Below are 23792 nucleotides of genomic sequence, written 5' to 3'. Positions count from 1 at the left end.
CGTTGCACGAGTTCGCGGGTGTTGCGGCATCCGTGCCGGGTGGTGATCCGGTCGCCATGCGCGGCCGACCCGTCACGGTCGGTGATCACCGCGACCGCCTCCACCATCACCCCTTCCGCGGACCGCCGGATGTGCCCGGCCGCGGCGAGCGCCGCCAAGACCTCGGGGTCGTCCGCGCCGCGCAGCCCGCCCTCCGCGATCGCCGCAGCGGTCACTCGCGCGAGCGCGTCGCCGAGCTCGTCCAGAGCGTCGGCGAGGCTGGTCATACCTCCATTTTGGCGAGGGCCACCGACATCCAAACCCCCAGATCAACCGATCAATCCACCCTGTGGACAACCGCAGAAGCCGCCACCCGGATCACCCCTGTGGAGGAACCGGCGCCCTCAGCGTCGACGCGACAAGGTCGGAGCAGAGACGCGCCGTGGGAAGATTGATAGTTGATAAACTCAACCATCAACTTTTATGATGTTCTTGTGGTCACCCGGCCACGACCCGATCTGCACAACGATGTGGAGTCCTCATGCGCACCAAGAGCATTGCCGCCCTCGCCCCCCTTCTCGTGATCGGCCTCATCGCGGGCTGCTCTTCGTCCTCGACTCCCGACAGCGAGCCGGCAGAGACGGATGCCGCGACCGAGGCGCCGCTGTACGACCAGCTGCCCGACGCGATCAAGGAGGCCGGTGTCATCAAGATCGCCGGTGACACCCACCCCCCGTACCGCACGATCGAAGAGGGCGGCGAGATCACCGGCATCGACCCCGATCTGCAGGCCGCGCTCTCCGAGCAGCTGGGCGTGCCGTTCGAGATCATCACGTCGTCGGGTCTGGACGCCATGCTCACCGGCATGCTGTCGGGTCGCTTCGACGCCTTCAACGGTCCGGTGCGCACCACCCCCGAGCGTGAGGCGGACTTCGACGCCGTCGTCTGGATGACCACGCGCACCTCGTACGTCTACCTCGCCGAGCGCGCAGACGAGCTGGGAGACCCCGAGGCCCTGTGTGGCGCGCGGGTCGCGGGAGTCACCGGCTCGGTGACCGAGAGCCAGCTCGCCCGGTACAACGAGTGGTGCGCTGCCGAGGGTCTGGACCCCGCCGAGTTCATCGGCCTGGAAGACAGCAACGCGACCTTCCTCGCGGTCAACTCCGACCGGGCCGACTACGCCGGTACCACGCAGTCCGCCGCGATCGACCTGCAGGCCTCCGATCCCGACACGTACGAGTTCATCATCCAGTCCGACGAGCAGGGTGCGGGCGTCGACCAGCTCGCGATGTTCATGCCCAAGGGCAACGGCCTGGCTGAGCCGATGCTCGCCGCGTTCGAGGCGATCTTCGAGAACGGCGAGTACGAGCGGATCATGACCGAGTGGGGCATCGAAGACGCCGCCGTCGACGCACCCACGCTCAACCCGATGACCAGCGAGTGACGATGACAGACCTCACCACCCAGCCGGTGCGCAACCCATCGGCCGACAGATCGATCGACGCCGCGAGGGCACGACGCCGGATCCATCCGTGGCGGGTGGTGGTCGGCATCCTGCTGGCGCTCGTCACGGTCCAGATCGCCGTCTTCCTCGTGACCAACGAGCGGTTCGACTGGCCCGTTGTCGGCGAGTACCTCTTCAATCCGAGCGTGCTCATGGGGCTGGGCATGTCGATCATGCTCACGATCGTGGGCATGGTTCTCGGGTCGCTCCTGGGGACCGCGCTCGCCGCCGGGCAGTTGGCCGAGTTCGCACCGCTGCGGTGGGCCTGCATCGTGTTCGTCGGGGTGTTCCGTGGGGTTCCGCCGCTCGTGCAGCTGATCTTCTGGTACAACCTCGCGTACCTGCTGCCGCGCCTGGCGGTCGGAGTGCCGTTCGGGCCGGAGCTGTTCAGCTGGCCGACCAACGATCTCATCACGCCGCTCACCGCCGCGATCATCGGACTCTCTCTCCACGAGGCGGCGTACATGGCCGAGATCATCCGCGCCGGCATCCTGTCGGTCGACTCCGGACAGCGGGATGCCGCGGCCGCCATGGGCTTCAGTCGCTGGCATTCGTTCACCCGCGTCGTGCTGCCGCAGGCGATGCGGGTCATCATCCCGCCGACGGGCTCGCAGGTGATCGCGCTCCTGAAGGGAACGTCGCTCGTGAGCGTCATCGCGATGGGCGACCTGCTGCACTCGGTGCAGGTCATCTACAACCGCACGTATGAAGTGGTGCCCATGCTGCTCGTCGCCGTCATCTGGTACCTGGTCGTCGTCACCGCACTGACGCTCGTGCAGCGCAGGGTGGAACGGCACTTCAGCAAGGGCATGTCGCGAGCCGCCGTCGCCCGCCGCGTCGTCGAGCGGACGGAGGCGGTGGCATGACCGGCCAGAACACGAGCGTGACTCCGGTGCTGCAGGTCGTCGGGGTGCGCAAGGAGTACGGCGACAACGTCGCCCTCGACGGCGTCGACTTCGAGGTGCACGCACAGGAGGTCGTCGCGGTGCTCGGGCCGTCGGGCTCGGGCAAGTCGACTCTGGTGCGCTGCATCGACCAGCTCGAGTCGATCGAGGGCGGCGCGATGTACCTCGACGGAGAGCTGCTCGGCTACGAACGCCATCGTGACGGCATCCGTCCCCTCACCGACGCCGATGTGAAGCGGCAGCAGCGTCGCATGGGCATGGTGTTCCAGCAGTTCAACCTGTTTCCGCACTGGACGGTGCTGCGCAACATCACCGAGGCGCCGATCAAGGTGCACGGCGTGCCCGCGGGTGAGGCGAAGGCCCGCGCGCTGGAGCTGCTGAACCGGGTCGGCCTCGCCGACAAGGCAGACGCCCACCCGCGCCAGCTGTCGGGCGGCCAGCAGCAGCGCGTGGCGATCGCCCGCGCGGTGGCCACGAACCCGCGCATCCTGCTCTTCGATGAGCCGACGAGCTCGCTCGACCCGGAGCTCGTCGACGAGGTGCTGCAGGTGATGAAGGACCTGGCAGAGTCCGGCATGACGATGATCGTCGTCACGCACGAGCTCGACTTCGCCCGCCACGTCGCCGACCGGTGCGTGTTCATGGCCGACGGACAGGTGATCGAGGACCGCCCGTCGACGGAGTTCTTCGACGCCCCGCGGTCGACACGACTGCGGACCTTCCTGACGCGCACCGCGGCGACGCCCGCGCGCGAGGTGGGCGCGTGACGACGATCCGCGCCGTCGGCGACCTGGTGCTCGAGCGCGAGGACGCGCGACCGCTCCTGGCGCCGGCCCGAGAGCTGCTGCGCGAGAGCGACCTGCTCATCGGGCAGCTCGAGATCCCGCATCTGGACGTCGAGGCCGATGGGGCGGTGGTGCAGACGACGGATGTCCCGGCGCTGCCGGGGCCGCCGTCGGCTCTGGACGCTCTCGCCGAGGCCGGGTTCGGCATCCTGACCCTCGCCGGCAACCACGTGTACGACTTCGGGCCCGAGGGCATCCGCGACACCGTGCGCCACTGCGCCGAGCGCGGCCTGCGCACGGTCGGCGTCGGCGAGAATCTCGACGAGGCGTTCACGCCGGTGATCGCCGACGTGGACGGCACTCGTGTCGCGGTGCTGAGCGTCAACTGCGTCGGTCCGCGCGAGACGTGGGCGTCGAGTCTCAAGCCGGGCGCCGCGTACGTCGAGGTCATCACGCATTACGAGGTGCGAGGCGCGAACCCGGGCGGACCGCCGCGCGTGCGCACGTATGCGGAGCCCACGAGCCTGGCCCGACTCCGCGAAGCCGTCGAGGTCGCCGCCGCCCACGCGGAGATCGTCGTCGTCGCGCTGCACAAGGGCCTCGTCCACGTCCCCGCCGACATCGCGGACTACGAGATCGAGGTCTCGCATGCGGTGGTGGATGCCGGAGCCCACGCCGTGATCGCGCATCACGCGCATATCGCGAAGGGCGTGGAGGTCTATCGCGGTCGCGCGATCTTCCACGGCCTCGGCAACTTCGCGACCGTGACGAGCGCCCTCTCGGTCTCGCCGGAGGGGTCGCCCGAGCGCGTGGCGTGGGCGCGGCAGCGGCGGCGTCTGTTCGGTTTCGAACCGGATGCCGCGATGCCCGAGTATCCGTTCCACCCCGAGAGCCGGCAGACCGCGATCGCCGAACTGGTGATCGAAGGCGGCGAGGTGCGCGCGGCGCTCCTGCCGTGCTGGATCGACGACGAGGCGCGCCCGGTGCCCGTCGGGCGCTCCGAGCGCGGCGAGCAGGTCGCCTCTTACCTGCGCACGATCACGGCACACGCCGGTTTCGCCACTGATCTCGCGTGGGACGGCGATCGACTCGTCGTCCGCGCGGGGGAAAGCACACGATGAGCAATCCTGACGCCCCCCTTGCGGGCAAGACCGTGATCGATCTGACCACCGCGCTCGCGGGCCCCTACGCGACGCTGCTGCTCGCGAGCCTCGGCGCACGCGTCATCAAGGTCGAGAACCCCGAGCGCGGCGGGGACTCGTCGCGCAACAACTCGCCGTATGTCACCGCCGACGGGCTGCAGCTGCGCCGCACCGGGCCCGACGACATGTCGGTGTCGATGATGGCGCGCGGCCGCGGCAAGGAGAGCATCACGCTCAACCTCAAGCACGCCGCCAGCCGCGAGGTGTTCTTCGATCTCGTGCGCCACGCCGACATCGTCGTCGAGAACTACAGCGCCGGCGTCACGCGGCGCCTCGGCATCGACTTCGCCGCCGTGCAGCAGATCAACCCACGCATCGTCTACACCTCGATCAGCGGGTTCGGCGCGCAGGGCGTACCGGGCGAGGGCAAGGCGATGGACACGATCATCCAGGCCTTGAGCGGCGTCATGATGACCGCCGGCGAGCCCGGCGACGCTCCGGTGCGGTTCGGCCTGCCGATCGGCGACCTGGTGGCGCCGCTGTTCGCGGTGATCGGAACGCTCGCCGCCGTGATGGATGCCGAGCGCACCGGTGAGGGCCAGCACGTCGACGTCTCGATGCTCGGCAGCCTCACGTCGCTCGTCGCCTGCGAGCCGTTCGACGCCCTGGAGTCGGTCGGGTTCCCGCTGCGGACGGGCGCGGTCGTGCCTCGCCTGGCACCGTTCGGCACGTTCCAGTCCGTCGACGGGTGGTTCGCGATCTGCGCACCGACCGACGCCTTCGCCGAGGGCACGCTCGCCGCGATCGGCCGGCCCGAGCTCGTCGACGACCCGCGCTTCTCCTCGCGTGATGCGCGCGTCGACAATGCCGACGAGCTGCACGCGCTGGTGAGCGAGTGGGCACGTACCCGGTCGTCGGCGGAGGTGCTGTCGGCCTTCGAGCACAACGGCGTCCCCGCGGCCCCGGTACGCGACACGGCGACCGCCGTGCGCGACGACATCGTGACCGGCAGAGGCGAGGTCGTTCCGCTGGTGCACCCGCAGTTCGGCCACTTCGAGGGGCTGTACGGCACGGGGCTCCCCGTGGTCTTCTCGCGCAGCCGCGCCGACCTGTCCAAGCCCGCGCCCGGACTGGGCGAGCACACCGACGGGGTGCTCGGCGACCTGCTCGGCTATGACGCCGAGCGAGTGGCGCAGCTGCGTCAGGACGGGGTGCTGTGACCGCGAGCGCACCCGTGATCGGCGTCGTGGGCAACGATGTGCCACGGCAGCTGCTCCTCGCGCTCGGCGCCCGCCCGTATCGCCTGACGGGGTCATGGACCGGCGCCATCGACCCCGGTGCGCAGCAGCTTCTCGGCGCGACCGATGCGGCCGTGGCGCGCCTGCTCACCGAGCTGCGCAACGGCGCGGAGCCGCTGGACGCGTTGATCGTGTGCAACGACTCCCAGGCCCACCTGCGCCTCTTCTATGTGCTGCGCGCCACGACGTCGAAGGTCCCGGTGCACCTGCTCGACATGCCGAGAGAAGCCTCCGAGCCTGCGCGCCGGTTCGCGCGCTCTCAGCTCGAGACGCTCGCCGCGTTCTGCGGCACCGTGACGGGGCGCGCCTGGGACGACGCATCCCTCGCCGCCGCGGCGGACGCGGAGGCGGCCGTCGGCGAGGCGCTGGGCCGCTTGCGTTCCCGCCGGCGAGCCCACCCTTCGCTGTGCACGGGCGCCGACGCGCTCGCCGCGATCCATGATGCGGCGCGCCTGGCGCCCGCCGACGCCGTGACGCGCCTCGACAGCGCCGGAGCGCAGGCGGGACCCACCCCGCCGGGTGCGATCAGGGTCCACGTGACCGGCTCCTCCCACCCTGACGCCGCGTGCTATCGCGAGCTCGAGAGCGATGGCCGCTGCGTGATCGTCAGCGAGGACCACGACACCGGCGATGCGGCGTGGCTGGGCGAGGCGGTGCGCGGCGAGACCGCGGAGCACGTGCTCGATGGGCTCATCGAGGCGCACTCCGCCCGCGTCACCACGTCGGCAACCGCGCCGGCTGGGGTGCGCGCCGCGTTCACCCGCGACCTCGCACGCGAGGCGGGCGCAGACGCCGTGGCCGCGATCATCCGCGAGCTCGACGAGGCGCCGCTGTGGGACCTCGCCGATCAGCGTGATGCGCTCGAGGGCATACCGTTCGTCAGCGTGCGCGTGGCGCCCGGGGGCGAGACGCAAGCGACCCAGGACCTCGTGCGCGAGATCGTCGCGAGGGCGGTGCCGGCATGAGTGGACCTCACCCCGCGGGCCAGCCGCGGCTCGAGAGCGCCGCCGCGGCGACGGCGTTCCAGAAGGAGTGGTTCCTGGGCCTTGCCGACCGGGCGCGCGAAGGCGAGCCCATCGCGCTGGCGAACGCGGATGCCCCGCACGAGCTGCTGCGGGCTCTCGGAATCCCGTACGTCGTGAACCAGTGGTGGTCGTCGATCATCTCCGCCAAGCGCGCGGGGGCAGCCAGCCTCGCCGCGGTCGCGGCGCAGGGGCTGCCCGACGACAGCCGCCAGTACGACGTACTGCCGCTGGGTGCTCAGGAGCTGCCCGCGGAGCTCGCGCCGTGGGGAGGGCTGCCCGAACCCCGCTTCGCGATCGCCGAGCGCAGCGGCGACGTCACGCACAAGATCTTCGAGCGGTGGGGCCGCCGCCCGGGCACCGAGACGTTCCTGCTGTCGCGCACCGCCGCCGTGCCCGCCCCGGCGGGCTGGTGGGACCGTGTGGCGCACGAGTGGGAAGACGTCTTCGGGGCGGCCCGCGTCGATCTGCTGGAGGGCGAGATCCGGATGCTGGCCGCGACGCTCGAGCAGCGCGTTCGTCGCACCCTCGACCTCGACGAGCTGGCCGCGATCATGGCGCTGGCCAACGAACAGGCCGAGTGGAACCGGCGCACGCGCGACCTGCTGGCATCCGCCCGCCCTCTGCCCGTCGAGGTGACGGACATCATCCCGGCGGTCATGGTGCCGCAGTGGCATCGCGGCACTCCATGGGCTGTCTCCGCCGCGCGGCGCCTCCACGACGAAGTCGCCCGTCGCATCGACGATGGCCACGCCGTCTGCACCGGCGAGCGGCGGCGCCTGATGTGGATCGGCCGCGGCCTGTGGTCGGACCTCGAGATGTACCGGTCGTTCCAGGACGAGTTCGGCGCGGTCTTCGTGTGGTCGATGTACCTCGCGATCGCCGCGGACGGCTACGTCCGCTACGGCGATGACCCCGTCAGGACGCTCGCCGCGCGGTTCGTGGGGCTCACCGACCTGCTGTACGTGCCGCCGATGTCGTCGTCGTGGTACGTCAAGGAGGCGCTCGCCCACGGCGTCGACGGCGTGGTGCATCTCGTCGCCGACGACACTCCCGCCCCCGGTGTGATCACGTCGGCGCTCGAGGAGCGCGGCATCCCGGTTCTCGAGATCCGCGCGAGCAACGCCGACCCGCGTGCGACGGGCGATGTGCGGGAGCGGATCGCGGGCTTCGTGCGGGAGCGCGTGCCGGCCGCGCGATGAGCCGGGCGCCGCACCTGCGCGTCTTCGGGCCGTTCGGCAACGGACGCTTCTCGCTGTACTTCAGCGGCCAGGTGATCTCGAACACCGGCACGTGGTTCCAGAACCTCGCGCTGTCGCTGGTCGTGCTCGAGGCGACCGGGAGCGCGCAGGCGCTCAGCGGTGTGACGATCGCGCAGTTCCTGCCGCTCCTCGTGCTGAGCATCCCGGCGGGCCGTCTCGCCGACCGGGTGCGGCCGCGCACGATCCTGCTGGTCACGTCGCTGGCGTCGGCACTCGTCGTGGCGGGACTGGCCGTCGTCACGCTCGCCCCCGAACCGTCGATCCTTGCGATCTACGCCTTGGTCGGCGCGCTCGGCACGGTGCACGCGTTCGAGCGGGTCGCCGCGCAGGCGATCATCTTCGAGATCGTCGGACCGGAGCGCCTCGGGCGCGCCGTCTCGCTCAGCACCATCGCGCTCGCCTCGGCGCGCTCCATCGGCCCGGGGCTGGCCGGCATCGCCTTCCAGGCCCTGGGCCCGACCGCGTGCATGCTGATCAACTCGGCGTCGTTCCTGCTGGTGTTCGCATCGATCGTGGCGATCCGCCCCGCGCGGCTGTTCCCGCGTGCTCGGCGCGCGGATCGGCCGGGCGGCGGCATCCGTCCCTCGTTCTTCTCTCGCGAACTGGTGACGCTCCTCGTCGTCAACGCGGTCGTGGCGCTGCTCGCCCTCAACCTCATGCTCGTGCTGACGTCGACCGTCACCCTCACGTTCGCCGGCGACGCCACGGCTGTCGGGGTGACGCACACGCTGAACGCTCTCGGCGCGATCGTGGGCGGCGTCCTCGCCGCAGGACGTGATCGCGTCACGGTCCGCTCGCTCATCGTCGCGTGCGGGGGACTGGGTGCAGCGCTGCTGCTGAGCGCCGCGGCACCCACGCTCGCCATACTGCTCGCGGTCGGTCCGCTGCTCGGGCTCGGCGTCGGGTACTACCAGGGCATCCTCAACGCGGCCGCCCAGGTCAGTGTGACGCCCGATCAGATCGGCCGGACGATGTCACTGGTGACGCTCGGCAACTACGGCATGGTCCCCTTCGGCGCGCTCCTCATGGGCTGGGTCATCGACGCCCAGGGCGGCCGGATGGCGTTGGGGATCGGCGGCCTCGCCGGCCTCGCGTGCGCGACGTTCGTGGCCGTCCGGCTGCGCAGGCGATGACGGATGCCGTCGGCCCGGCCGTCCGCGACGGTCACGGCCCGTCCGAGCCGGCGTTTCAGGCCGGAGCCAGCCCCGATCCCCTGCTGGGACGTCGGCGCTTGGCGACCGCCTCGGCCTCGGCATCCGCATCCCCGAAGTAGCCGCCGGCGAGCGTGTCGGCCGCGCGGTCCAGCACCTCGGCGAGCGTGCCGCCCAGGTCGGGGCCGATGATCTCGGCCAACCGGTCCTCGCGCTCGCGGATCTCGGCCTCGCACTTGGCGAGCGTGTCCCAGCCGGTCTCGCTCAGGCGCACCAGCCGCACACGCCGGTTCGTGGGGTGCTCCACCCGCTCGATCAGACCCGTGTCGAGCAGTTCGGCCGAGACCACGTGCGCGGCCTGGGAGCTGACGAACGTTCGCCGAGCGACCTGCGCGTTCGACAGCGGGACCCCCTCGCCGAGCACCTGAAGAATGAGGAACTGGGGGAGGGTCACACCGTGTGCGAGGGCGGTGTTCTCGGCGGCGCGGTTGAGGGCGCGGGCCAAGCGGTAGGCGGTGTAGTTGAGCCGGTCGGTGGCGGGGGTCCCCCGCGGATCTCGGCTCTCCGTCGACACGATCCCAGCCTAGCCCCGCCCGGTACGGGCCGGCCGCGGCGCACGTCGCCGACGCGGGCTCACGAGACCGGCCGGGATGCAGAGCCGTAGCCGGCGAACGTGTGGTGCGACGCGAACGGTGCCAGCTCGGGGGCGTGGCGCTCGAGCACGCGGCGGAACGTGTCCTCGGCGGGCGCACCCAGCGTGTCGTACACTGCCGAGCACACCGCGAGCGCCTCGTCGAACGGGAACGACTCGCCGAGCACCTCGCGCGGAAGCATCGGATCGGCGTGGCGCAGCTCGCGCCAGTCGCGCATGATCGACGTGCGCTGCTGCAGAGCCTGCCCGTCGGTGTCGCCCGTGCCGCGCTCGATCTGCCTCGCGACCGGCGACCACTCGTCGATGAAGTCCCGGTACGCGGCCGCCACTCGATCGAGGCCGAACGCCTGACCCACCAGCTCCGCCTCGGCAGGAGACGACAGGCGCGCGCCGACGAAGACGGCGAGTCGGTCGTCGGCGACCTCTCCGCCGAGAGAGCGGCGGATGCCGTCGACAACGGATGCCGCATCGCCCGGGCGCAGCCAGAGCGCATCGTGCAGCGTCCCGAATCTCGCCTGGCGCAGGAGTTCGCGCAGCAGGTTGCGGGTGCCGCGCTGCTCTTCGGGGAGGGAGTAGCTCAGGACCGTCCAGGTCCCGTCCCAATCCGGACCGACGTGGCTCTGGAACAGCAGCCGCACGTGGGCGTCGACGCTGTCGCGACTCATCGGCGACACGGCGTACCGGGTGGTCCGGCCGTCGCGCACCGGCACCAGGAACCCGCGCCGGGCGAGCCGCTGGATCGCGGCACGCGCTCCAGCCGGTGTGACGTCGAACAGACTGAGCAGCTCGACGAGCGCGGCCGAGGGCAGCGGTTCGGGGCGCAGGTGCCAGTAGTCGCCGAGGAGCACCGTGAGCCGCTGCTGGGAGCGGGCCCCCTGCTGGTCACGGGGAAGCAGGCGATCCGTCATACCGCGATTGTGCCAGCCTCGATCCGAAGCGGAACCGCGCGGGGACCGTACTCGAGCCAGTTCATCATCCGCACCTCGCCGTCGAGGTGGAAGGCGGTGGTGCGCGCGAGGAGTGTCTCGAGGGCGATGAGCAGTTCGACGCGGCCCATCGTCGCGGCCGGGCATCGGTGCGCGCCGCGCCCGAATGCCAGGTGAGAGTTGTTCTTGCGCCGCAGCACGAAGCTGTCGGGGTCGTCGAAGACGCCGGGGTCCCGGTTGGCCGAAGGGAAGACGAGCGCGATGGGCTCGCGTTCGCGCACCAGCCGGCCGTGCACGACGGTGTCTTCTGTGGGCGTGCGGGCGAAGACCCGGTACGGCGCGTGCAGGCGCAGGAACTCCTCGATGGCGGCCGGAAGGTCCTCGGGATGCCGGCGCAGGTGGGTCTGCAGCTCTGCGTCCTGGGCGAGGTGGACGATGCAGCTGCCCAGCACCGCCTGCGGTGCGGCCATGCCGGCGACGATCATCTGGCGGATCGTGGCGATGGCGGTGCGCTCGGTGATGTGGTTGTGCGGATCGGTCGCCGCGGCGTGCAGGCTCGCCACGAGGTCGGTCGCCGGGTCGGGCTCTTCTGCCACGCGCCCGCGGTACACGCCCTCCGCGAGGTCGTACAGCTCGGCACTGCACTCGGCGATGACCGCGTCATCCATGTCCTGGATCGCGAAGCCGTAGCGCACGCCGATCTCGCGCACCCGTGCGGCGAGCCGGGCCGAGACGCCGAGATAGGCGGCGAAGCAGTCGACGACGAACGGAGCGGCGAAGTCCGCCACGCCGTCGCCGCGGCCGCGAGCGACCATCGACGCGATGTGCTCCTCGGCGCTCGCCCGGAAGGCGGGTTCGTGTGAGGCCACGACGCTGCGACGCATCACGGGGTCGATCGCGTGCCGATAGGCGGTGTGCTCGGGTGGGTCGAAGTGCAGCGGCGGGCGCCGTGACGAGCGGGGCACGTGGGGGACGACGTTCTGCACCGAGGTGATGAATCGCTCGTCCTGCGTGATCCAGGCGACGTCCTCGTAGGTGGTGGCCGCCCAGAACCCGCCGAACTCCTCGCTCCACGGGAACGGACTGGTCGCTCGCAGCTCGGCGTACTGGTGGTGTGCGCTGCCGAACGTCTCGTCCTGCTCGGGCGTCCATTCGCTCGCGCGCTCCGCGCGGATGCGAGTGTCGACGCCGTCGTCCGCACCGGCCGAGTAGGGGCATGCACTCATGTCAGATCACCTTTCTCCTCGCCCACCGCGCGACGGCCTCCAGGCCGACCACGACGATGATGAGCGAGATGAGGATGCCGGCCGTCACGTCGTACTGCAGGGTCGCGACGGATTCGTCCAGGAGGAATCCGATGCCGCCGGCACCCACGATGCCCAGCACCGCCGACTCCCGCAGCGCCAGGTCGGAGGTGAAGAGGCTGTTGCCGATGAAGCTCGGCACGAACTGCGGCCACACCCCGCTGACAAAGACCTGCAGGCGGCCGGCGCCGGTGGCCTCGAGCGCACGGAGCGGGGAGGGATCCACTCGCACCAGGGCATCCGTGAAGAACTTCGCCGCGAGCGCCGTGCACGAGATCGTGAGAGCGAGGAAGCCCGCGAACGGGCCCAGCCCGAGGGCGGCGACGAACAGCAGCGCGAAGATGATGTCGGGCACGCCGCGAACCAGGACCATGAGGCCGCGCAGAGCGAGTGCGAGCGGCTCGAAGCGGACGAGGTGACGGGTCGAGAGCACGGCGATGACGACGCCGAACAGCACGCCGAAGGTCGTGGCCGAGAGCGCCATGATGACGCTCTCGAAGATGCCGTACGCCATCTCGAGCGAGAACACCGGAGGGAAGAAGCCGGCAAGCACGCGGACCGCGTTCTCCCACACCGTGGCGATGCGGGGAGGATCGGCGAGCACCTGGCCCACCGACCACACGAACACGGCGCCGGCGACGATGCCCGACTCCACGCGCAGGGCGCGCGAGCGGTTCCAGCCCGGGGACGACACAGCTCGGCCGGCGCCGTACAGCTGCGCCGTGGTGTTCTCCTCGGCGTGCTCGGCGAGGGCCCGCTGCGCGAGGTAGGAGACGAGCTCGAGGATGAGCAGCATGCCGACGATGACGAGGATGATGCCCAGCGCCCGCTGGTAGTCCAGCGAGCCGATCGCCGTCTGCAGCGCGAGGCCGATGCCGCCGGCACCTACGAGTCCCAGGACGGCGGACGAGCGGATGTTGATGTCGAGGCGGTACAGCACGATCGAGATCATGCTCGGCAGGGCACGGCTCAGCGTCGTCGCGACGAAGTTCTGCACGCGGCCGGACCCCACCGCGCGGACGGCCTCGCCGGGTGCCGGATCCAGCTCCTCGAAGACGTCCGCGAACATCTTGCCGATCATCCCGATCGAGTGCAGCCCGATCGCCATGGCGCCGGCGAGGGGCCCGAGCCCGACGATGCGCACCAGGATCAGCGCGAAGACCAGGGACGGGATCGCTCGGGTGACCACGATGATGCCGCGCGCGAGCCAGCCGATGAACCGCGGTCCGGTGAAGTGGCGGGATGCCGCGGCGCCGAGGAACACCGACGCGATCGTCGCGACGCCCGTGCCCGCGATCGCGATCCACAGGGTCTCGATGGCCAGGGCGGCCAGCGACGCGGGCTCGCCGATCGTGGGCGGCACCATCCTCTGCAGCAGCCGCGCGATGTCTTCGAGCCCCGCGATCAGGGCGCCCGGGCGGATGTCGAGCCACCACAGCGCGAAGAGGGTGACGGCGAGATACGCGAGCGGGATGCCGATCGTCGCTGCCGCGGGCCGCGGCGGCCGGGTCGCGGGCCGACGCCGGCTCGGGGGCCGCTCGAGCGTCTGCGACATCATGCCCGCTTCGCCTGGGCGTACACAGCCCGGATGTCCTCCTGGCTGGTCTGCGCCGTCGGCGTGTCGAGGATGAACGATCCGTCGCGCACCGCGACGACGCGGTCCGAGACCTCGAGTGCCAGCTCCACCTGGTGAAGCGAGCAGATCACCGTGAACCCGTCCTCCGCCGCGAGCTTGCGGAGCGTGTGCAGGACCGACAGGCTCGCATTCGGGTCCAGCGAGGCCACCGGCTCGTCGGCGAGCACGAGCTCCGCCTCCTGCATCAGCGTGCGCGCGATGGCGACGCGCTGCTGCTGACCGCCCGAGAGCGTGTCGCATCGCTGGTAGCGCTGCTCGAGCAGTCCGACGCGCTCGAGGTTGGCCGCGGCCCGCTCGCGAAGCGCCCGGGGATACGTCGAGACGCCGTAGCGCGGCATCCGGAGCGATCCCAGCGCGCCCATGAGCACGTTCTCCATCGCGCTCAGCCGGCCCACCAGACCGAACTGCTGGAAGACGAAGCCGGTGCGCGTGCGCAGTCGACGCAGTTCGCCACGCCCGCACGTGGCGGGGTTCACGCCCAGCACCGTCAGTGCGCCGCCGGTCGGCCGATGGCTGCCGTTGATCAGCCGGAGCAGAGTCGACTTGCCTGCGCCGGACGGACCGACGAGCGCCACGAACTGGCCGGGGGAGACCGTCAGATTCACTGCGTCGAGCACGACCTTCTCGCCGAAATGCATGCTCACGTCGCGCAGGACGATGCTGGGCTGCGGCGGAACAGCGACGGTGTCGGGCATCACGGGTGCTCCCTGGACGGCGGTCATCGTGCGCGTCAGCCCTCGCTGCGGCACACGTCGGTGTTCAGGGCCTCGCAGATCGCGCCGATGACGTCGTAGTCCGAGCTGTCGGCGGGTTCGAAGGCGAACGCTCCGGTGCCGCCCCACAGGCATGCGGTCTCGCCGGCGTACTCCGAGCCCCACTCCGGGGGCGCTTCCCGGGTGAAGTCGTCGCACAGCCCGGCCTCGTAGGCGGTGACGGCGTTGTACCCGGTGACGGCCTCGACGATCTGGTCGCGAAGCTCTTCGCCGAGCCAGTCTCCGACGACGATCGGGGTGCCGGGAATCGGGTCGGACGTCCACACGGTCTCGGTGTCGCCCTCGGCGATGAGGCCGCGCTCGGGGAGGATCGTGGTGACGAAGGTCTCGGCGACGAAGGCGATGTCGCAGTCGCCGGCGATCATCTGCGTGACGGCGACATCGTGCGAGCCGACGAAGACCGGGTTGATGTCGTCCTCGGGGTCGATGCCCGCGTCGGTGAGATCGGCCGCGGCGGTGAGGTACCCCGTCGTGGAGGCCGGGTCGGTGAAGCACACGTTCTTGCCCGCGACATCCTCGATCGACGTGATGTCGGAGCCCGGCACCACGACCCCCACCGAGCGAACGGCACCCGAGCCCGGCTCGGGTGTGCGCTGGTCCTTGGCGACCGGCGTGACCTCGGCCACGTCGGATGCGAGGTAGTACGAGAACGCGCCATACGTCGCGATGTCGACTCGCTCGGCGACCTGCGCCTCGATGACGCCGGCGTTGTTCGTCACCGCCTCGATACGAGTGGGGATGCCGGTGACCTCCTCGATGGCCGCGACGACCGGGCGGAAGGAGTTCTCGAGCTCTTCGCTGTCGTCGGTGGGAACGACCGCGAACACCAGCTCGGACGGCGCCTGCGTCGAGTCGCCGTCATCCGGTCGGGCGTTCGGGCTCGCACCGCAGCCGGTGAGGAGTATGCCGGCGGCCACGATCGCCGCCGCCGCACGGAGCGCCTGCTTCATCACTGCACCTTTCGCTAGACCTCGACGTCCGTGTAGCGAGTGCCGTCTTTGGCTTGTCGCAGTTTTCATTACGTCCGTCGTTGGAAGTGTCGTGTATCGAGGACACCATGAACCGTTGAGAAAGTCAACCATTGATCTTCTCTCGATTAACCGTTGACAGGCGCGCCGGATCGATGCCAAGGTCATGCGCAACAGATGTCAGGTCGAACGCACTGAGAAGTGTCGCTCGTTCCTCGATAGCCGGAGTCGGCGGCACGCCCCGAGCGCTGATGCTCGGAACGTGAGCGCGCCACCAGGGAGGACGTCATGTCATCACGATTCACCCGCGCAACGATCGCGGTCGCAGCATCCGTCGCGCTCGCGGTCTCGGCCGCGCCCGCGGCGACCGCCGTCCAGGCCGAGACCGAGCACCGCGGCACCCTGCCCGGAGGCGGGTCGTACGTGCTGTACGAGCCCGCCGACTGGAACGGCACGCTGCTGACGTGGAGTCCCGGGTACGGCGGAGGGGGCGGGGTCGCCACAGCCGGCCCGTCCGCCGAGGTGGTCGAGTGGCTCACCGATCAGGGATACGCCGTCGCCGGGGCCGCCGCCGGCTCGGGCTGGGCCGTCGAGGAGCTCCTCGACGCACAGCCCGACGTCGTGGCGCAGGCATCGGGTCTGCTCGGCGAGCCCGAGCACGTGATCGCGTGGGGCTCGTCGATGGGCGGCCAGATCTCCGTCGCGCTGCTGGAGCAGAACCCCGACGTCTTCGACGGCGCGCTGCCGCTGTGCGGGTCGATCGCCGGCGCGATCCCGATGCTCAACGCGTCGCTCGACGGGACGTATGCGCTCAAGACGCTGCTCGCGCCGGGCGACACCGCACTCGAGCTGGTCGACGTCACCGACGAGCCGGCACGCCAGGCGGCGTTCCGCGCCGTCGTCGAGACCGCGCAGCAGACTCCCGAGGGAAGGGCGCGCATCGCGCTGGCCGCGACGCTCGCGCAGATGCCCACGTGGTCGCAGGCGGGTACCGAGCGCCCCGCGAAGCACGACATCCATGCGCAGCAGGAGCAGCTGGCGCGCATCTTCCTGTGGGGTGCAGTGTCCCCGCGCCAGCCGCTGGAGCAGCGCGCGGGCGGCAACTTCTCTTGGAACACCGGCGTGGACTACGTACGCGCCCTGCGTGATTCGGGCCAGCACGCGCTCGTGCGCGACCTCTACCGCGACGCCGGCCTCTCGCTCGAGGCGGACCTCGCCGCGCTGAACGCGGGGGAGCGGATCGCCGCCGACCAGGACGCCGTCGCCTACATGCAGCGGAACGCCACGCCGACCGGCGACATCTCAGACCCCGTGCTGTCGCTGCACGAGACGGGTGACGCCGCGCCGACGATCGGGCAGGCGGGAACCTACGCCGACCGGGTGCGTGCGCACGGCGGCCAGGACCTCGTCCGTCAGGCGTTCGTCGACAGGCCCGGGCACTGCGCCTACGCCGATGCCGAAGTGGCCGCAATGGTGACGGCTCTGCAGGAGCGCCTCGACACCGGCCGATGGGCGAACGTCGCGCAGCCGCGTGCGCTGAACGTCCGTGCGGACGAGATCTCCGCAGCGAGCGGCCTCGAGCGGGGCGGATCCTTCGCCCAGCTCAAGCCCGGCGTGATGCTCCGCCCCGAGCGAGAGCCCGCGCCGTGATTCATCCGTGACGCGCCGTGCCGCGTTCAGAAGTCGAGGCCGAACACGCGCCTCGCCGTGAGCTCGAAGAACGCGGACTTCTCGGCGTCGCTGATGGGGAGCGCGTCCTGCGCCGCGACCTCGGATTCCTCGAACTGATACGGGTAGTCCATCGCGTACATGACGCGATCGGCGCCGACCACGTCACGGGTGAACATGATCGCCGGCTCCCACGGCATGCCCGACGTCGTCAGCCAGATGTTCGTGGAGAAATACTCCGATGGCCGCTGTCGCAGGGGTTGGATCTGCTCATACCTTCCCGATGCGACCTGCTTGGCGTGCATGTGGTCGATGCGGAAGAGCCAGAAGGGCAGACCTTCGCCCAGGTGCCCCACGACCACGCGCAGCCGAGGGTGACGATCGAAGACGCCGGACGTGATGATGCGCAGGAGGTGCAAGCCTGCGCTCGCGCCGAACCCGTGGATCGCCCCATCCAGCCCCGCCTCGCGATACGGGGCGATCATGCTGTTCGGCGGGCTGTGGGGATGAAGATAGAGCGGCACGTCCAGGGCCTCGAGTTCGGCGAGGATCGGCGCGAACCGGGGGTCGTCGATGTACGAGCCCCTGATGTGGTCGTTCAGGATCAAGCCCTTCAGCCCCAGGTCGGTGACCGCGCGTCGCAGCTCCGCCACCGCCGCGCCGACGTCCTCGTACGACACCGCGGCCAGAGCGGAGAACCGCGTCGGGTTGGCCTGGCAGATCGCGGCAAGCCGGTCGTTGGCCAGACGCGCCACGCGGGATCCCTCGTCGGCGTCCAGCACCTGGGTTCCGGGCGCCGTCATGGCCAGGACCTGGTGGTCGATACCCGTCGCATCCATATCGGCGAGGCGGCGGGCGGCCGCATCCTGCAGCCGCTCCACGACGGACCGGGGCTGAGGGTGGGACGAACCGAGGAAGTACCCCATCAGGCTTTCGAACCCGACATCGTCGATGGTCCGCTCGGACAGGTGCCGGCGATAGAGGTCGATCAGCTCCGGCGGCGCCCACGCTTCTTCGGTGGCGATTCGGAGATACGGGCGGGAGGCGTCGGTGACGTCGATGATGGTCGTCCTTTCTAGAGCGCTGCAGCGTTGTTCTGAGCAGTGATGGCAGCTACCCGCACGGTGACCACTGCAGGAGTGCCTGCGGTGACCTGTGCGAGCCCCTCTCGGAGCGCACCGTCCAGCTCCTCGAAGCGGGTGACGGTCGCGCTCCACGCCTGGCCGGCGGCGGATGCGATCCCACCGAAATCCGCGCTCTGCTCGAGGTTGACCCAATAGCGATCGGCGCGCACCGCGGCGCCCTCGGGGTGGAGCCGCTCCACATTGCGCTTCGTCGCGTTCCACCCGCCGTTGTCCAGCACGACGGTGAGGACAGGCAGCCCGTAGCGACCTGCGATCCAGTAGGTCGACGAGGGCGCGCTGAAGAAGAACGTGCCGTCGCCGACGATGCTCACCACCGTCCGATCGGGCGTCGCGAGCTTGATGCCCAAGGCTCCGCCGCCGGACCAGCCCAGCGATGTTCCCCGATTGCCGTACAGCGTGCCCGGCCGATTTCTCGGGAGGTGCTTCCACACGGTCGGCGCTTCCGAGATCGCCTCATTGATCACGATGGCGTCGTCGTCGAGGAGTCGATGGAGGGCTGTCGCCACGCTCGCCGGAGTGAGACGCCGCCCGCGTGCATCGGCGTCGGACTCGGCTGACCACGTCCGTTGCAGCGACTCCCCGTCTTCGGCAGCGCGCGCGGCGCGCTGTGCGGCGGCGGCATCGGGCTCGGCAGGGCACCTGTCGCCGAGCTGCTGGAGGACGAGGCCGCTGTCTGCGCGGATGAAGCGATCGGCCGGCACATACCAGAGAGGAAGGGTCTGCTGCAGAGGGTCCTCGTTCACGACGAAGACGGCGGCGTCGTTCCGAGGGCGGCGGATCGAGTCCACCCACGGGACGTCGGTGTCGATCGCCACGATCACATCCGCGTCGGCGAGAAGTCGATGAGGGTCGTCGCCGCCGTGCAGCGGATGGTCGCGGGGGAAGTTCATCACCTCGGCGTTGTGCTCGACCACGGTGACCCCGAGCCGTTCCGCGAGCGTGACGAGGTCGGGAACGGAATCCCGCGACCTGCCGAGGTAGGTGGTGATGATCACGGGATGAGCGGCGGTGGAGAGCGCCGTGAAGAGCTCGTCGACGGCAGCCTCCGGCGCAGGGGAGGCGTCGATCGGCCGCCATTGATCCAGCGCGAGGCCTGGATCCGTCGACTGCTCTTCGAGCACCTCGCGCGCGGCCGTGACGTACACGGGTCCGGCCGGCGCACTGCGGGCGAGCTGCAATGCCCGGTAGACGATCTGCGGAGCGTTGACCGCGGTGCGGATGTCGTAGCTCCATTTGACGTACGGGCGCACGATCCCGTGCTGGTCGGGAACATCCTGGAGGTGGTTGACGAACGAGTTGCGGCTCCCGGGCAGCTCACCCTCCAGCGTGTAGGGCGTCAGCCCCGCGAAGACGAAGACGGGCACACGCGAGCGCGCCGCGTTGTGGACGGCGCCGCCGAGGTTGGCGGTGCCGACATCGGTGTGAACGAAGACGGCTTGCGGCTTACCTGTCACGGCGGCATAGCCGTGCGCCGCGCTCAGCGCGCTGTACTCGTGGGGGCACAGGATGACGGCAGGCGTATCGATGCCTTGCGCGCGGTCGGCCGCGAGGGCTTCGATGATCGCGGGGTGGTCACTGCCGAAGTTCACGAAGAAGTGGGTGACGCCCGCATTGCGCAGCGCATCGACGATCAGCCGGCCTGCCGAACGTTGGGAGCCGGTCACACCGTGCTCCGTGGTGTGACGGCGTGCACGTCGATGCTGTGGAACTGCAGATACTCGTCGATGCCGTACGGCGAGCCCTCCCAGCCGATCCCGCTCTGCTTCCATCCGCCCATCGGAATCTCGCGCGTCCCGGCCTCGGAGAACATCGCGCTGTTGATGAAGGTGACGCCCGCTTCGATCCGCTCAGCGGCGGCGAGTGCCCGCTCGTGGGAGCTCGACCACACCGATGAGCAGAGCCCGTACTCGGTGTCGTTCGCGAACGCGATCGCCTGCTCCTCGTCTTCGCAGACCACGACGGGGAGGATCGGGCCGAACTGCTCTTCACGAACGACCTCGTCGTCGTGCTGCGCGTCGAGAACGAGTGCGGGCAGGAGGAAGTGGCCGTCGGCCCACGTGGACTCGTCGAGCTTCGACCCCAGCACTCGGACATCCCGCCCGGCGGCGCGTGTCCGCTCGAGCAGACCTCGGACACGTTCGAACTGGCCCTCGTTGTTCACCGGGCCCATCGAGGCACGCTCGTCGGCAGCGTTCCCCACGACCATCCGATCGACCCGTTCCACCAGCAGGCGCCGGAACTCATCGGCGATGGCGCGGGGCACGTACACCCGCTTGGTGGCGAAGCAGACCTGACCCGCACGGCGGAAGGCGGACAGGGCGATGCGATCGGCCGTCTCGCGAAGGTCGGCATCCTCCAGGACGACGGCGGGATCGTTCCCGCCGAGCTCGAAATGCACCGGCAGGAGCGAATCGGCCGCCTGCCGCATGATGTGGCGCGCGGTGGCGCCGCCGCCGGTGAAGGAGACCTTCCGCACGCGGGGGCTGTCCACGAGCGCCCTCGCGATTTCCGCATCGCCGTTGACGACGTTCACCACACCCGCGGGGAGCTCGGCGGCGGCCAGAGCCGCGAGAAGCGTCACCGCGAGCGGGGCGAACGGCGACGGCTTGAGGACGACCGCGTTTCCGGCGGCGATCGCGGGAGCGAGCTTGTTCGCCGTCAGCAGGACGGGGGCGTTCCAGGGGACGATGCACGCGACCACGCCATAGGGGCGCCGCTCGATCCTCACCTCCTCACCCGCCGACGCGCCCGCGACGGTGCGCGACTGGAGGGATGCCGGCAGGTAGTCGGCAACGAGGCGGAAGGACTCGGCGGCGGCGGCGACCTCTCGGCGGATCGTCGAGACGATGCTCCCGTTCTCGCGCGTGGCGAGATCGATGAGATGATCCGCGTGGGCGTCGACCGCGTCAGCGATCCTGCGCAGGCGCGCGACGCGCTCGGGCACCGATGCCGCCGCCCAGGATGCCGCGGCTTCGGCCGCCGCGTCGACGGCCGCCCCGGCATCCGCTGCCGTCCCCTCTGCCACCATGCCGACCACGTCCTCGACGCGGCTCGGGTTGCGCACCGCGAATCTGCGGTCTCCGGCCGACCGGACGCCGGCGATGAGGTGGCCGACCACGGCCCCGTCTGTCATGTCGTCGATCATCGTCATCCCTTGCTCCGGACTGCTGGTGTGCACGGTCGCTCACGCATCCTTCGGCATCACCAGCGACAGCAGGTGCCGACGCAGCGACAGGAACTGCTCGCTCGCGCGCGTCTCGACCTGCGTGCGCTCGTCCCCGAGATCGACGTCGACCACTTCGCGCACGACGCTGGGGTTCTTGGAGAGCACCACGATCCGGTCGCTGAGATAGATGGCCTCATCGATGTCATGAGTGACGAGCACCACCGTGATCCCCAGCTCGCGGCGCACCTCGAGGATCAGATCCTCGAGGTCGAATCGCGTCTGGGCATCCACCGAGGCGAACGGCTCGTCCATCAGGAGCAGTTCCGGCCGATAAGACAGAGCCCGGGCGATGGCCACCCGTTGCTGCATGCCGCCCGAGAGCTCCCACGGATACTTCCGCTCGACGTGCCCGAGGCCCACGCTCTGCAGAGACTCGGCGACCCGGGCCGCCCGCTCGGCCCGCGGCATCCGGCGAGCAGAGAGCGGCAGCGCCACGTTGTCGCCGTTCGTGAGCCACGGGTAGAGCGACCGGCCGTAGTCCTGGAAGACCAACCCCAGCTGCTCCGGCACATTCGTCAGCGGTCGTCCCTCGAACGTCACTGCACCGGCGCTGGGGGAGGCGAGGCCCGAGATGCACCGCAGCAGCGTGGTCTTGCCGGCACCGCTGGGCCCGACGATGCAGACGAACTCGCCCTTGTCGACGTGGAAGGAGACCGCGTCGATGGCCATGTTGGCCTGATCGGTCCCCTCGTTGTAGATCTTGCGGAGCCCGTCGACGGTGAGAACCGTCTCGGTCGCGGTCGGAGTGAAAACGGCTGCAGAAGACATGCGATTCCTTAGGACGATCCGAGAGCGCGCGAGCGGTAGTACCAGCGGAGCACGCGACGCTCGACGAACACGAACAGATAGTTGAGCGCTGTCCCGATCAGGGCGAGGACCAGGATGCCGGTCCACATCTTCTTGATCGCGAACTCCGCCTGCGCTTGAAGGATGAAGAACCCGATTCCCGAGTTCGCCGCGACCATCTCGCTGACGACCATCAGCACGATGCCGACGGTGAGGCTGGCACGCATGCCGGCGGCGATCTGGGGCGACGCCCCCGGAAGCACGAGCCGCGTGTACGTGCGCCAACCGCCCAACCGCAGGCCGCGGGCCGTGTCGAACTTCACCGTGTCGATGCCGCGCATCCCGTCCAGCGTGTTCAGCAGGGTGGGCCAGATCGACCCCAGTGCGATCAGTGCGATCTGGCGCATGTCGCCGATTCCGAAGATCGCGATCATCGCCGGCAGCAGCGCCGGGGCGGGCAGCACGTAAAGGAAGTAGATGATCGGATTCACCGCGATCCGCAGATAGCGCAGTCGCCACAGGAGGGATCCGCCGACGATGCCGATCAGGACGCCGAACAGGTAGCCGATGAACAGATTCCGGAGGCTCACGACCGCGTTGGTCCACGCTCCGAGCACGACCCACTGGTTCCACGTCTCGACCAGGATGTCGCCGAGGGGCGGGAAGAACGGCGACGAGGAGTTCGCGGTGGCGAACCACCAGATCCCCACGAGCAGCACGGGCAGCCACAGCGAGGTGAGCACGGCTCCCACTCGCCGCATCCCGGTGCTGCTGCCGCGAGCGCGCACCGTCGGCACGAGGCTTGTCGTCACCCGGGTCATGCGGCGCCCACCTTGTTCGACTCGCGGATGTTCCGCTGCGACTCGTGCCAGTGCATGACCCTCTTCTCCAGAAGGAAGAATCCGCCCGTCAGTGCGACGCCCAGGATGCCGGCCACCATGATGTAGGCGTACATGGTCGGGTAGGCGACGACCCCGGTGTTCTCGGCCAGGAGGATGTTGCGGCCGATCCCCGCCGCGCCGCCTACGATCTCGGCCACGATGCACAGGATCAGAGCTTGCGCAGACGCGATGCGCATCCCCGTCACCAGATACGGCGATGCGCTGGGAACGCTGATCTGGAGGAACCGGCGTGCCCCCCGCACCCCGAGCGCCCGGGCGGTGTCCAGGACGATCGGATCCATCGAGCGCACGCCGTAGATCACCTGAATCAGGAACGGCCAGAACGCCGCGAAGCACACCAGGAAGACCTTCATCGGCAGGGTCGATCCCGCGATGAGGATCACCAATGGAAGGATGGCGATCGCCGGGATCGCCTTGAAGATCTCGATCACCGGGGCGGCGCTTCGCTGCGCGAAGTCGTTGAAGGCGAGCGCCGTGCCGATGATCACGCCGAGCACGATGGTGATCACCATGCCGATCAGCCACCCGATGAGGGTCGCTCCGATGGCCGGCCAGACCCGGCCGGTGGAGATCTCACGGCCGAGGGCCGCCATCGTGTCGGTCATCGTGGGGAACTGCGTCGCGCTGACCATGCCGCCCGCTGTCACGAACTGCCAGGCGAGCAGAACCACACCGACGGTGACGACCGGCAGCGCCCAGTTCAGCCACGATCGCGAACGGTCGAGCATCGCTTCTCCTCTCTTCGTCGTCGCGTCGCA

21 protein-coding genes and 1 pseudogene are annotated in these 23792 nt (G+C 70.0%); 9 read left to right on the top strand and 13 right to left on the bottom strand.

All coding sequences use genetic code 11. The features are described from left to right. A pseudogene (locus tag HF576_RS07065) lies at positions 1 to 266 on the bottom strand (HNH endonuclease signature motif containing protein); the annotation flags it as partial. Positions 267 to 520: 254 nt separating this feature from the next. Between HF576_RS07065 and HF576_RS07060 the strand changes: the two are divergent. The 8 genes from HF576_RS07060 to HF576_RS07025 are packed head-to-tail and all read left to right on the top strand — an operon-like array spanning position 521 to position 9030. Further along, on the top strand, positions 521 to 1423 hold the full coding sequence (locus HF576_RS07060; RefSeq protein WP_168911992.1) for a transporter substrate-binding domain-containing protein: 903 nt from the start codon (positions 521 to 523) through the stop codon (positions 1421 to 1423). A 2-nt stretch (positions 1424 to 1425) separates the two neighbouring features. Then, a complete protein-coding gene (locus tag HF576_RS07055) occupies positions 1426 to 2349 on the top strand; it encodes an amino acid ABC transporter permease (protein ID WP_168911991.1) in 924 nt (307 codons plus the stop codon). Next, positions 2346 to 3155 carry an amino acid ABC transporter ATP-binding protein gene (locus HF576_RS07050; protein WP_168911990.1) on the top strand — a complete coding sequence of 270 codons (810 nt, stop codon included), beginning with the start codon at positions 2346 to 2348 and terminating at the stop codon, positions 3153 to 3155. Before HF576_RS07055 ends, HF576_RS07050 begins: the two co-directional genes overlap by 4 nt. Further along, positions 3152 to 4294 (top strand): CapA family protein, encoded by a 1143-nt coding sequence (locus HF576_RS07045; protein ID WP_168911989.1) that lies wholly within the window; start codon positions 3152 to 3154, stop codon positions 4292 to 4294. The genes HF576_RS07050 and HF576_RS07045 overlap by 4 nt, the downstream gene beginning before the upstream one ends. Continuing rightward, on the top strand, positions 4291 to 5535 hold the full coding sequence (locus HF576_RS07040) for a CaiB/BaiF CoA transferase family protein (protein WP_168911988.1): 1245 nt from the start codon (positions 4291 to 4293) through the stop codon (positions 5533 to 5535). Before HF576_RS07045 ends, HF576_RS07040 begins: the two co-directional genes overlap by 4 nt. After that, positions 5532 to 6578, top strand: a complete 1047-nt coding sequence (locus tag HF576_RS07035; protein WP_168911987.1) for a 2-hydroxyacyl-CoA dehydratase — start codon at positions 5532 to 5534, stop codon at positions 6576 to 6578. Before HF576_RS07040 ends, HF576_RS07035 begins: the two co-directional genes overlap by 4 nt. Then, entirely contained in the window at positions 6575 to 7837 is a 1263-nt protein-coding gene (locus tag HF576_RS07030) for a 2-hydroxyacyl-CoA dehydratase family protein (protein WP_168911986.1), read from the top strand. Before HF576_RS07035 ends, HF576_RS07030 begins: the two co-directional genes overlap by 4 nt. Next, complete coding sequence (locus HF576_RS07025) at positions 7834 to 9030, top strand: MFS transporter (protein ID WP_168911985.1); 1197 nt, start codon at positions 7834 to 7836, stop codon at positions 9028 to 9030. Before HF576_RS07030 ends, HF576_RS07025 begins: the two co-directional genes overlap by 4 nt. A 55-nt stretch (positions 9031 to 9085) precedes the next feature. Here the strand turns inward: HF576_RS07025 and HF576_RS07020 are convergent, their stop codons facing one another. The 6 genes from HF576_RS07020 to HF576_RS06995 are packed head-to-tail and all read right to left on the bottom strand — an operon-like array spanning position 9086 to position 15289. Further along, entirely contained in the window at positions 9086 to 9622 is a 537-nt protein-coding gene (locus HF576_RS07020; RefSeq protein WP_168911984.1) for a MarR family transcriptional regulator, read from the bottom strand. Positions 9623 to 9681: 59 nt separating this feature from the next. After that, complete coding sequence (locus HF576_RS07015) at positions 9682 to 10608, bottom strand: PaaX family transcriptional regulator (protein ID WP_168911983.1); 927 nt, start codon at positions 10606 to 10608, stop codon at positions 9682 to 9684. Then, positions 10605 to 11852 carry a cytochrome P450 gene (locus tag HF576_RS07010; protein ID WP_168911982.1) on the bottom strand — a complete coding sequence of 416 codons (1248 nt, stop codon included), beginning with the start codon at positions 11850 to 11852 and terminating at the stop codon, positions 10605 to 10607. Before HF576_RS07010 ends, HF576_RS07015 begins: the two co-directional genes overlap by 4 nt. Before the next feature lies 1 nt (position 11853). Next, entirely contained in the window at positions 11854 to 13488 is a 1635-nt protein-coding gene (gene phnE, locus HF576_RS07005) for a phosphonate ABC transporter, permease protein PhnE (protein WP_168911981.1), read from the bottom strand. Next, positions 13485 to 14261 (bottom strand): phosphonate ABC transporter ATP-binding protein, encoded by a 777-nt coding sequence (gene phnC, locus HF576_RS07000; protein ID WP_168911980.1) that lies wholly within the window; start codon positions 14259 to 14261, stop codon positions 13485 to 13487. Before phnC ends, phnE begins: the two co-directional genes overlap by 4 nt. Positions 14262 to 14296: 35 nt before the next feature. Next, entirely contained in the window at positions 14297 to 15289 is a 993-nt protein-coding gene (locus HF576_RS06995; protein WP_168911979.1) for a phosphate/phosphite/phosphonate ABC transporter substrate-binding protein, read from the bottom strand. Between the two features lie 306 nt (positions 15290 to 15595). On the opposite strand from HF576_RS06995, the gene HF576_RS06990 reads away from it, so the two are divergent. After that, entirely contained in the window at positions 15596 to 16957 is a 1362-nt protein-coding gene (locus tag HF576_RS06990) for a hypothetical protein (RefSeq protein ID WP_168911978.1), read from the top strand. A gap of 26 nt (positions 16958 to 16983) precedes the next feature. On the opposite strand, the gene HF576_RS06985 is transcribed toward HF576_RS06990, so the two are convergent. The 6 genes from HF576_RS06985 to HF576_RS06960 all read right to left on the bottom strand — a co-directional run bounded on the left by HF576_RS06985 (position 16984) and on the right by HF576_RS06960 (position 23762). After that, complete coding sequence (locus tag HF576_RS06985; protein ID WP_205834769.1) at positions 16984 to 17901, bottom strand: amidohydrolase family protein; 918 nt, start codon at positions 17899 to 17901, stop codon at positions 16984 to 16986. A 149-nt stretch (positions 17902 to 18050) separates the two neighbouring features. Next, positions 18051 to 19784: a thiamine pyrophosphate-requiring protein gene (locus tag HF576_RS06980; RefSeq protein ID WP_205834768.1), complete on the bottom strand. Its 1734-nt coding sequence runs from the start codon at positions 19782 to 19784 to the stop codon at positions 18051 to 18053. Then, a complete protein-coding gene (locus tag HF576_RS06975; RefSeq protein WP_168911976.1) occupies positions 19781 to 21271 on the bottom strand; it encodes an aldehyde dehydrogenase family protein in 1491 nt (496 codons plus the stop codon). Before HF576_RS06975 ends, HF576_RS06980 begins: the two co-directional genes overlap by 4 nt. Positions 21272 to 21304: 33 nt before the next feature. Next, complete coding sequence (locus tag HF576_RS06970; RefSeq protein WP_168911975.1) at positions 21305 to 22114, bottom strand: ABC transporter ATP-binding protein; 810 nt, start codon at positions 22112 to 22114, stop codon at positions 21305 to 21307. Positions 22115 to 22122: 8 nt separating this feature from the next. Then, positions 22123 to 22953 carry an ABC transporter permease gene (locus HF576_RS06965; RefSeq protein WP_168911974.1) on the bottom strand — a complete coding sequence of 277 codons (831 nt, stop codon included), beginning with the start codon at positions 22951 to 22953 and terminating at the stop codon, positions 22123 to 22125. Continuing rightward, positions 22950 to 23762 (bottom strand): ABC transporter permease, encoded by an 813-nt coding sequence (locus HF576_RS06960; RefSeq protein WP_168911973.1) that lies wholly within the window; start codon positions 23760 to 23762, stop codon positions 22950 to 22952. The genes HF576_RS06965 and HF576_RS06960 overlap by 4 nt, the downstream gene beginning before the upstream one ends. Positions 23763 to 23792 lie beyond the last annotated feature (30 nt).

Source organism: Microbacterium salsuginis, from assembly GCF_012524205.1.
In the GTDB taxonomy this organism is placed as follows: Bacteria; Actinomycetota; Actinomycetes; order Actinomycetales; family Microbacteriaceae; genus Microbacterium; species Microbacterium salsuginis.
This window is presented reverse-complemented; position numbering and strand designations above follow the sequence as displayed.

What these genes read in the sequence shown, in the direction of transcription:
- HF576_RS06965 (WP_168911974.1), bottom strand. Translation starts at nt 22,953, where the DNA reads ATGACCCGGGTGACGACAAGCCTCGTGCCGACGGTGCGCGCTCGCGGC.
- phnC (WP_168911980.1), bottom strand. Translation starts at nt 14,261, where the DNA reads ATGCCCGACACCGTCGCTGTTCCGCCGCAGCCCAGCATCGTCCTGCGC.
- HF576_RS06960 (WP_168911973.1), bottom strand. Translation starts at nt 23,762, where the DNA reads ATGCTCGACCGTTCGCGATCGTGGCTGAACTGGGCGCTGCCGGTCGTC.
- HF576_RS07040 (WP_168911988.1), top strand. Translation starts at nt 4,291, where the DNA reads ATGAGCAATCCTGACGCCCCCCTTGCGGGCAAGACCGTGATCGATCTG.
- HF576_RS06990 (WP_168911978.1), top strand. Translation starts at nt 15,596, where the DNA reads ATGTCATCACGATTCACCCGCGCAACGATCGCGGTCGCAGCATCCGTC.
- HF576_RS07055 (WP_168911991.1), top strand. Translation starts at nt 1,426, where the DNA reads ATGACAGACCTCACCACCCAGCCGGTGCGCAACCCATCGGCCGACAGA.
- phnE (WP_168911981.1), bottom strand. Translation starts at nt 13,488, where the DNA reads ATGATGTCGCAGACGCTCGAGCGGCCCCCGAGCCGGCGTCGGCCCGCG.
- HF576_RS06970 (WP_168911975.1), bottom strand. Translation starts at nt 22,114, where the DNA reads ATGTCTTCTGCAGCCGTTTTCACTCCGACCGCGACCGAGACGGTTCTC.
- HF576_RS06995 (WP_168911979.1), bottom strand. Translation starts at nt 15,289, where the DNA reads ATGAAGCAGGCGCTCCGTGCGGCGGCGGCGATCGTGGCCGCCGGCATA.
- HF576_RS07050 (WP_168911990.1), top strand. Translation starts at nt 2,346, where the DNA reads ATGACCGGCCAGAACACGAGCGTGACTCCGGTGCTGCAGGTCGTCGGG.
- HF576_RS07030 (WP_168911986.1), top strand. Translation starts at nt 6,575, where the DNA reads ATGAGTGGACCTCACCCCGCGGGCCAGCCGCGGCTCGAGAGCGCCGCC.
- HF576_RS06985 (WP_205834769.1), bottom strand. Translation starts at nt 17,901, where the DNA reads ATGGGGTACTTCCTCGGTTCGTCCCACCCTCAGCCCCGGTCCGTCGTG.
- HF576_RS07025 (WP_168911985.1), top strand. Translation starts at nt 7,834, where the DNA reads ATGAGCCGGGCGCCGCACCTGCGCGTCTTCGGGCCGTTCGGCAACGGA.
- HF576_RS07060 (WP_168911992.1), top strand. Translation starts at nt 521, where the DNA reads ATGCGCACCAAGAGCATTGCCGCCCTCGCCCCCCTTCTCGTGATCGGC.
- HF576_RS07010 (WP_168911982.1), bottom strand. Translation starts at nt 11,852, where the DNA reads ATGAGTGCATGCCCCTACTCGGCCGGTGCGGACGACGGCGTCGACACT.
- HF576_RS07015 (WP_168911983.1), bottom strand. Translation starts at nt 10,608, where the DNA reads ATGACGGATCGCCTGCTTCCCCGTGACCAGCAGGGGGCCCGCTCCCAG.
- HF576_RS06975 (WP_168911976.1), bottom strand. Translation starts at nt 21,271, where the DNA reads ATGACGATGATCGACGACATGACAGACGGGGCCGTGGTCGGCCACCTC.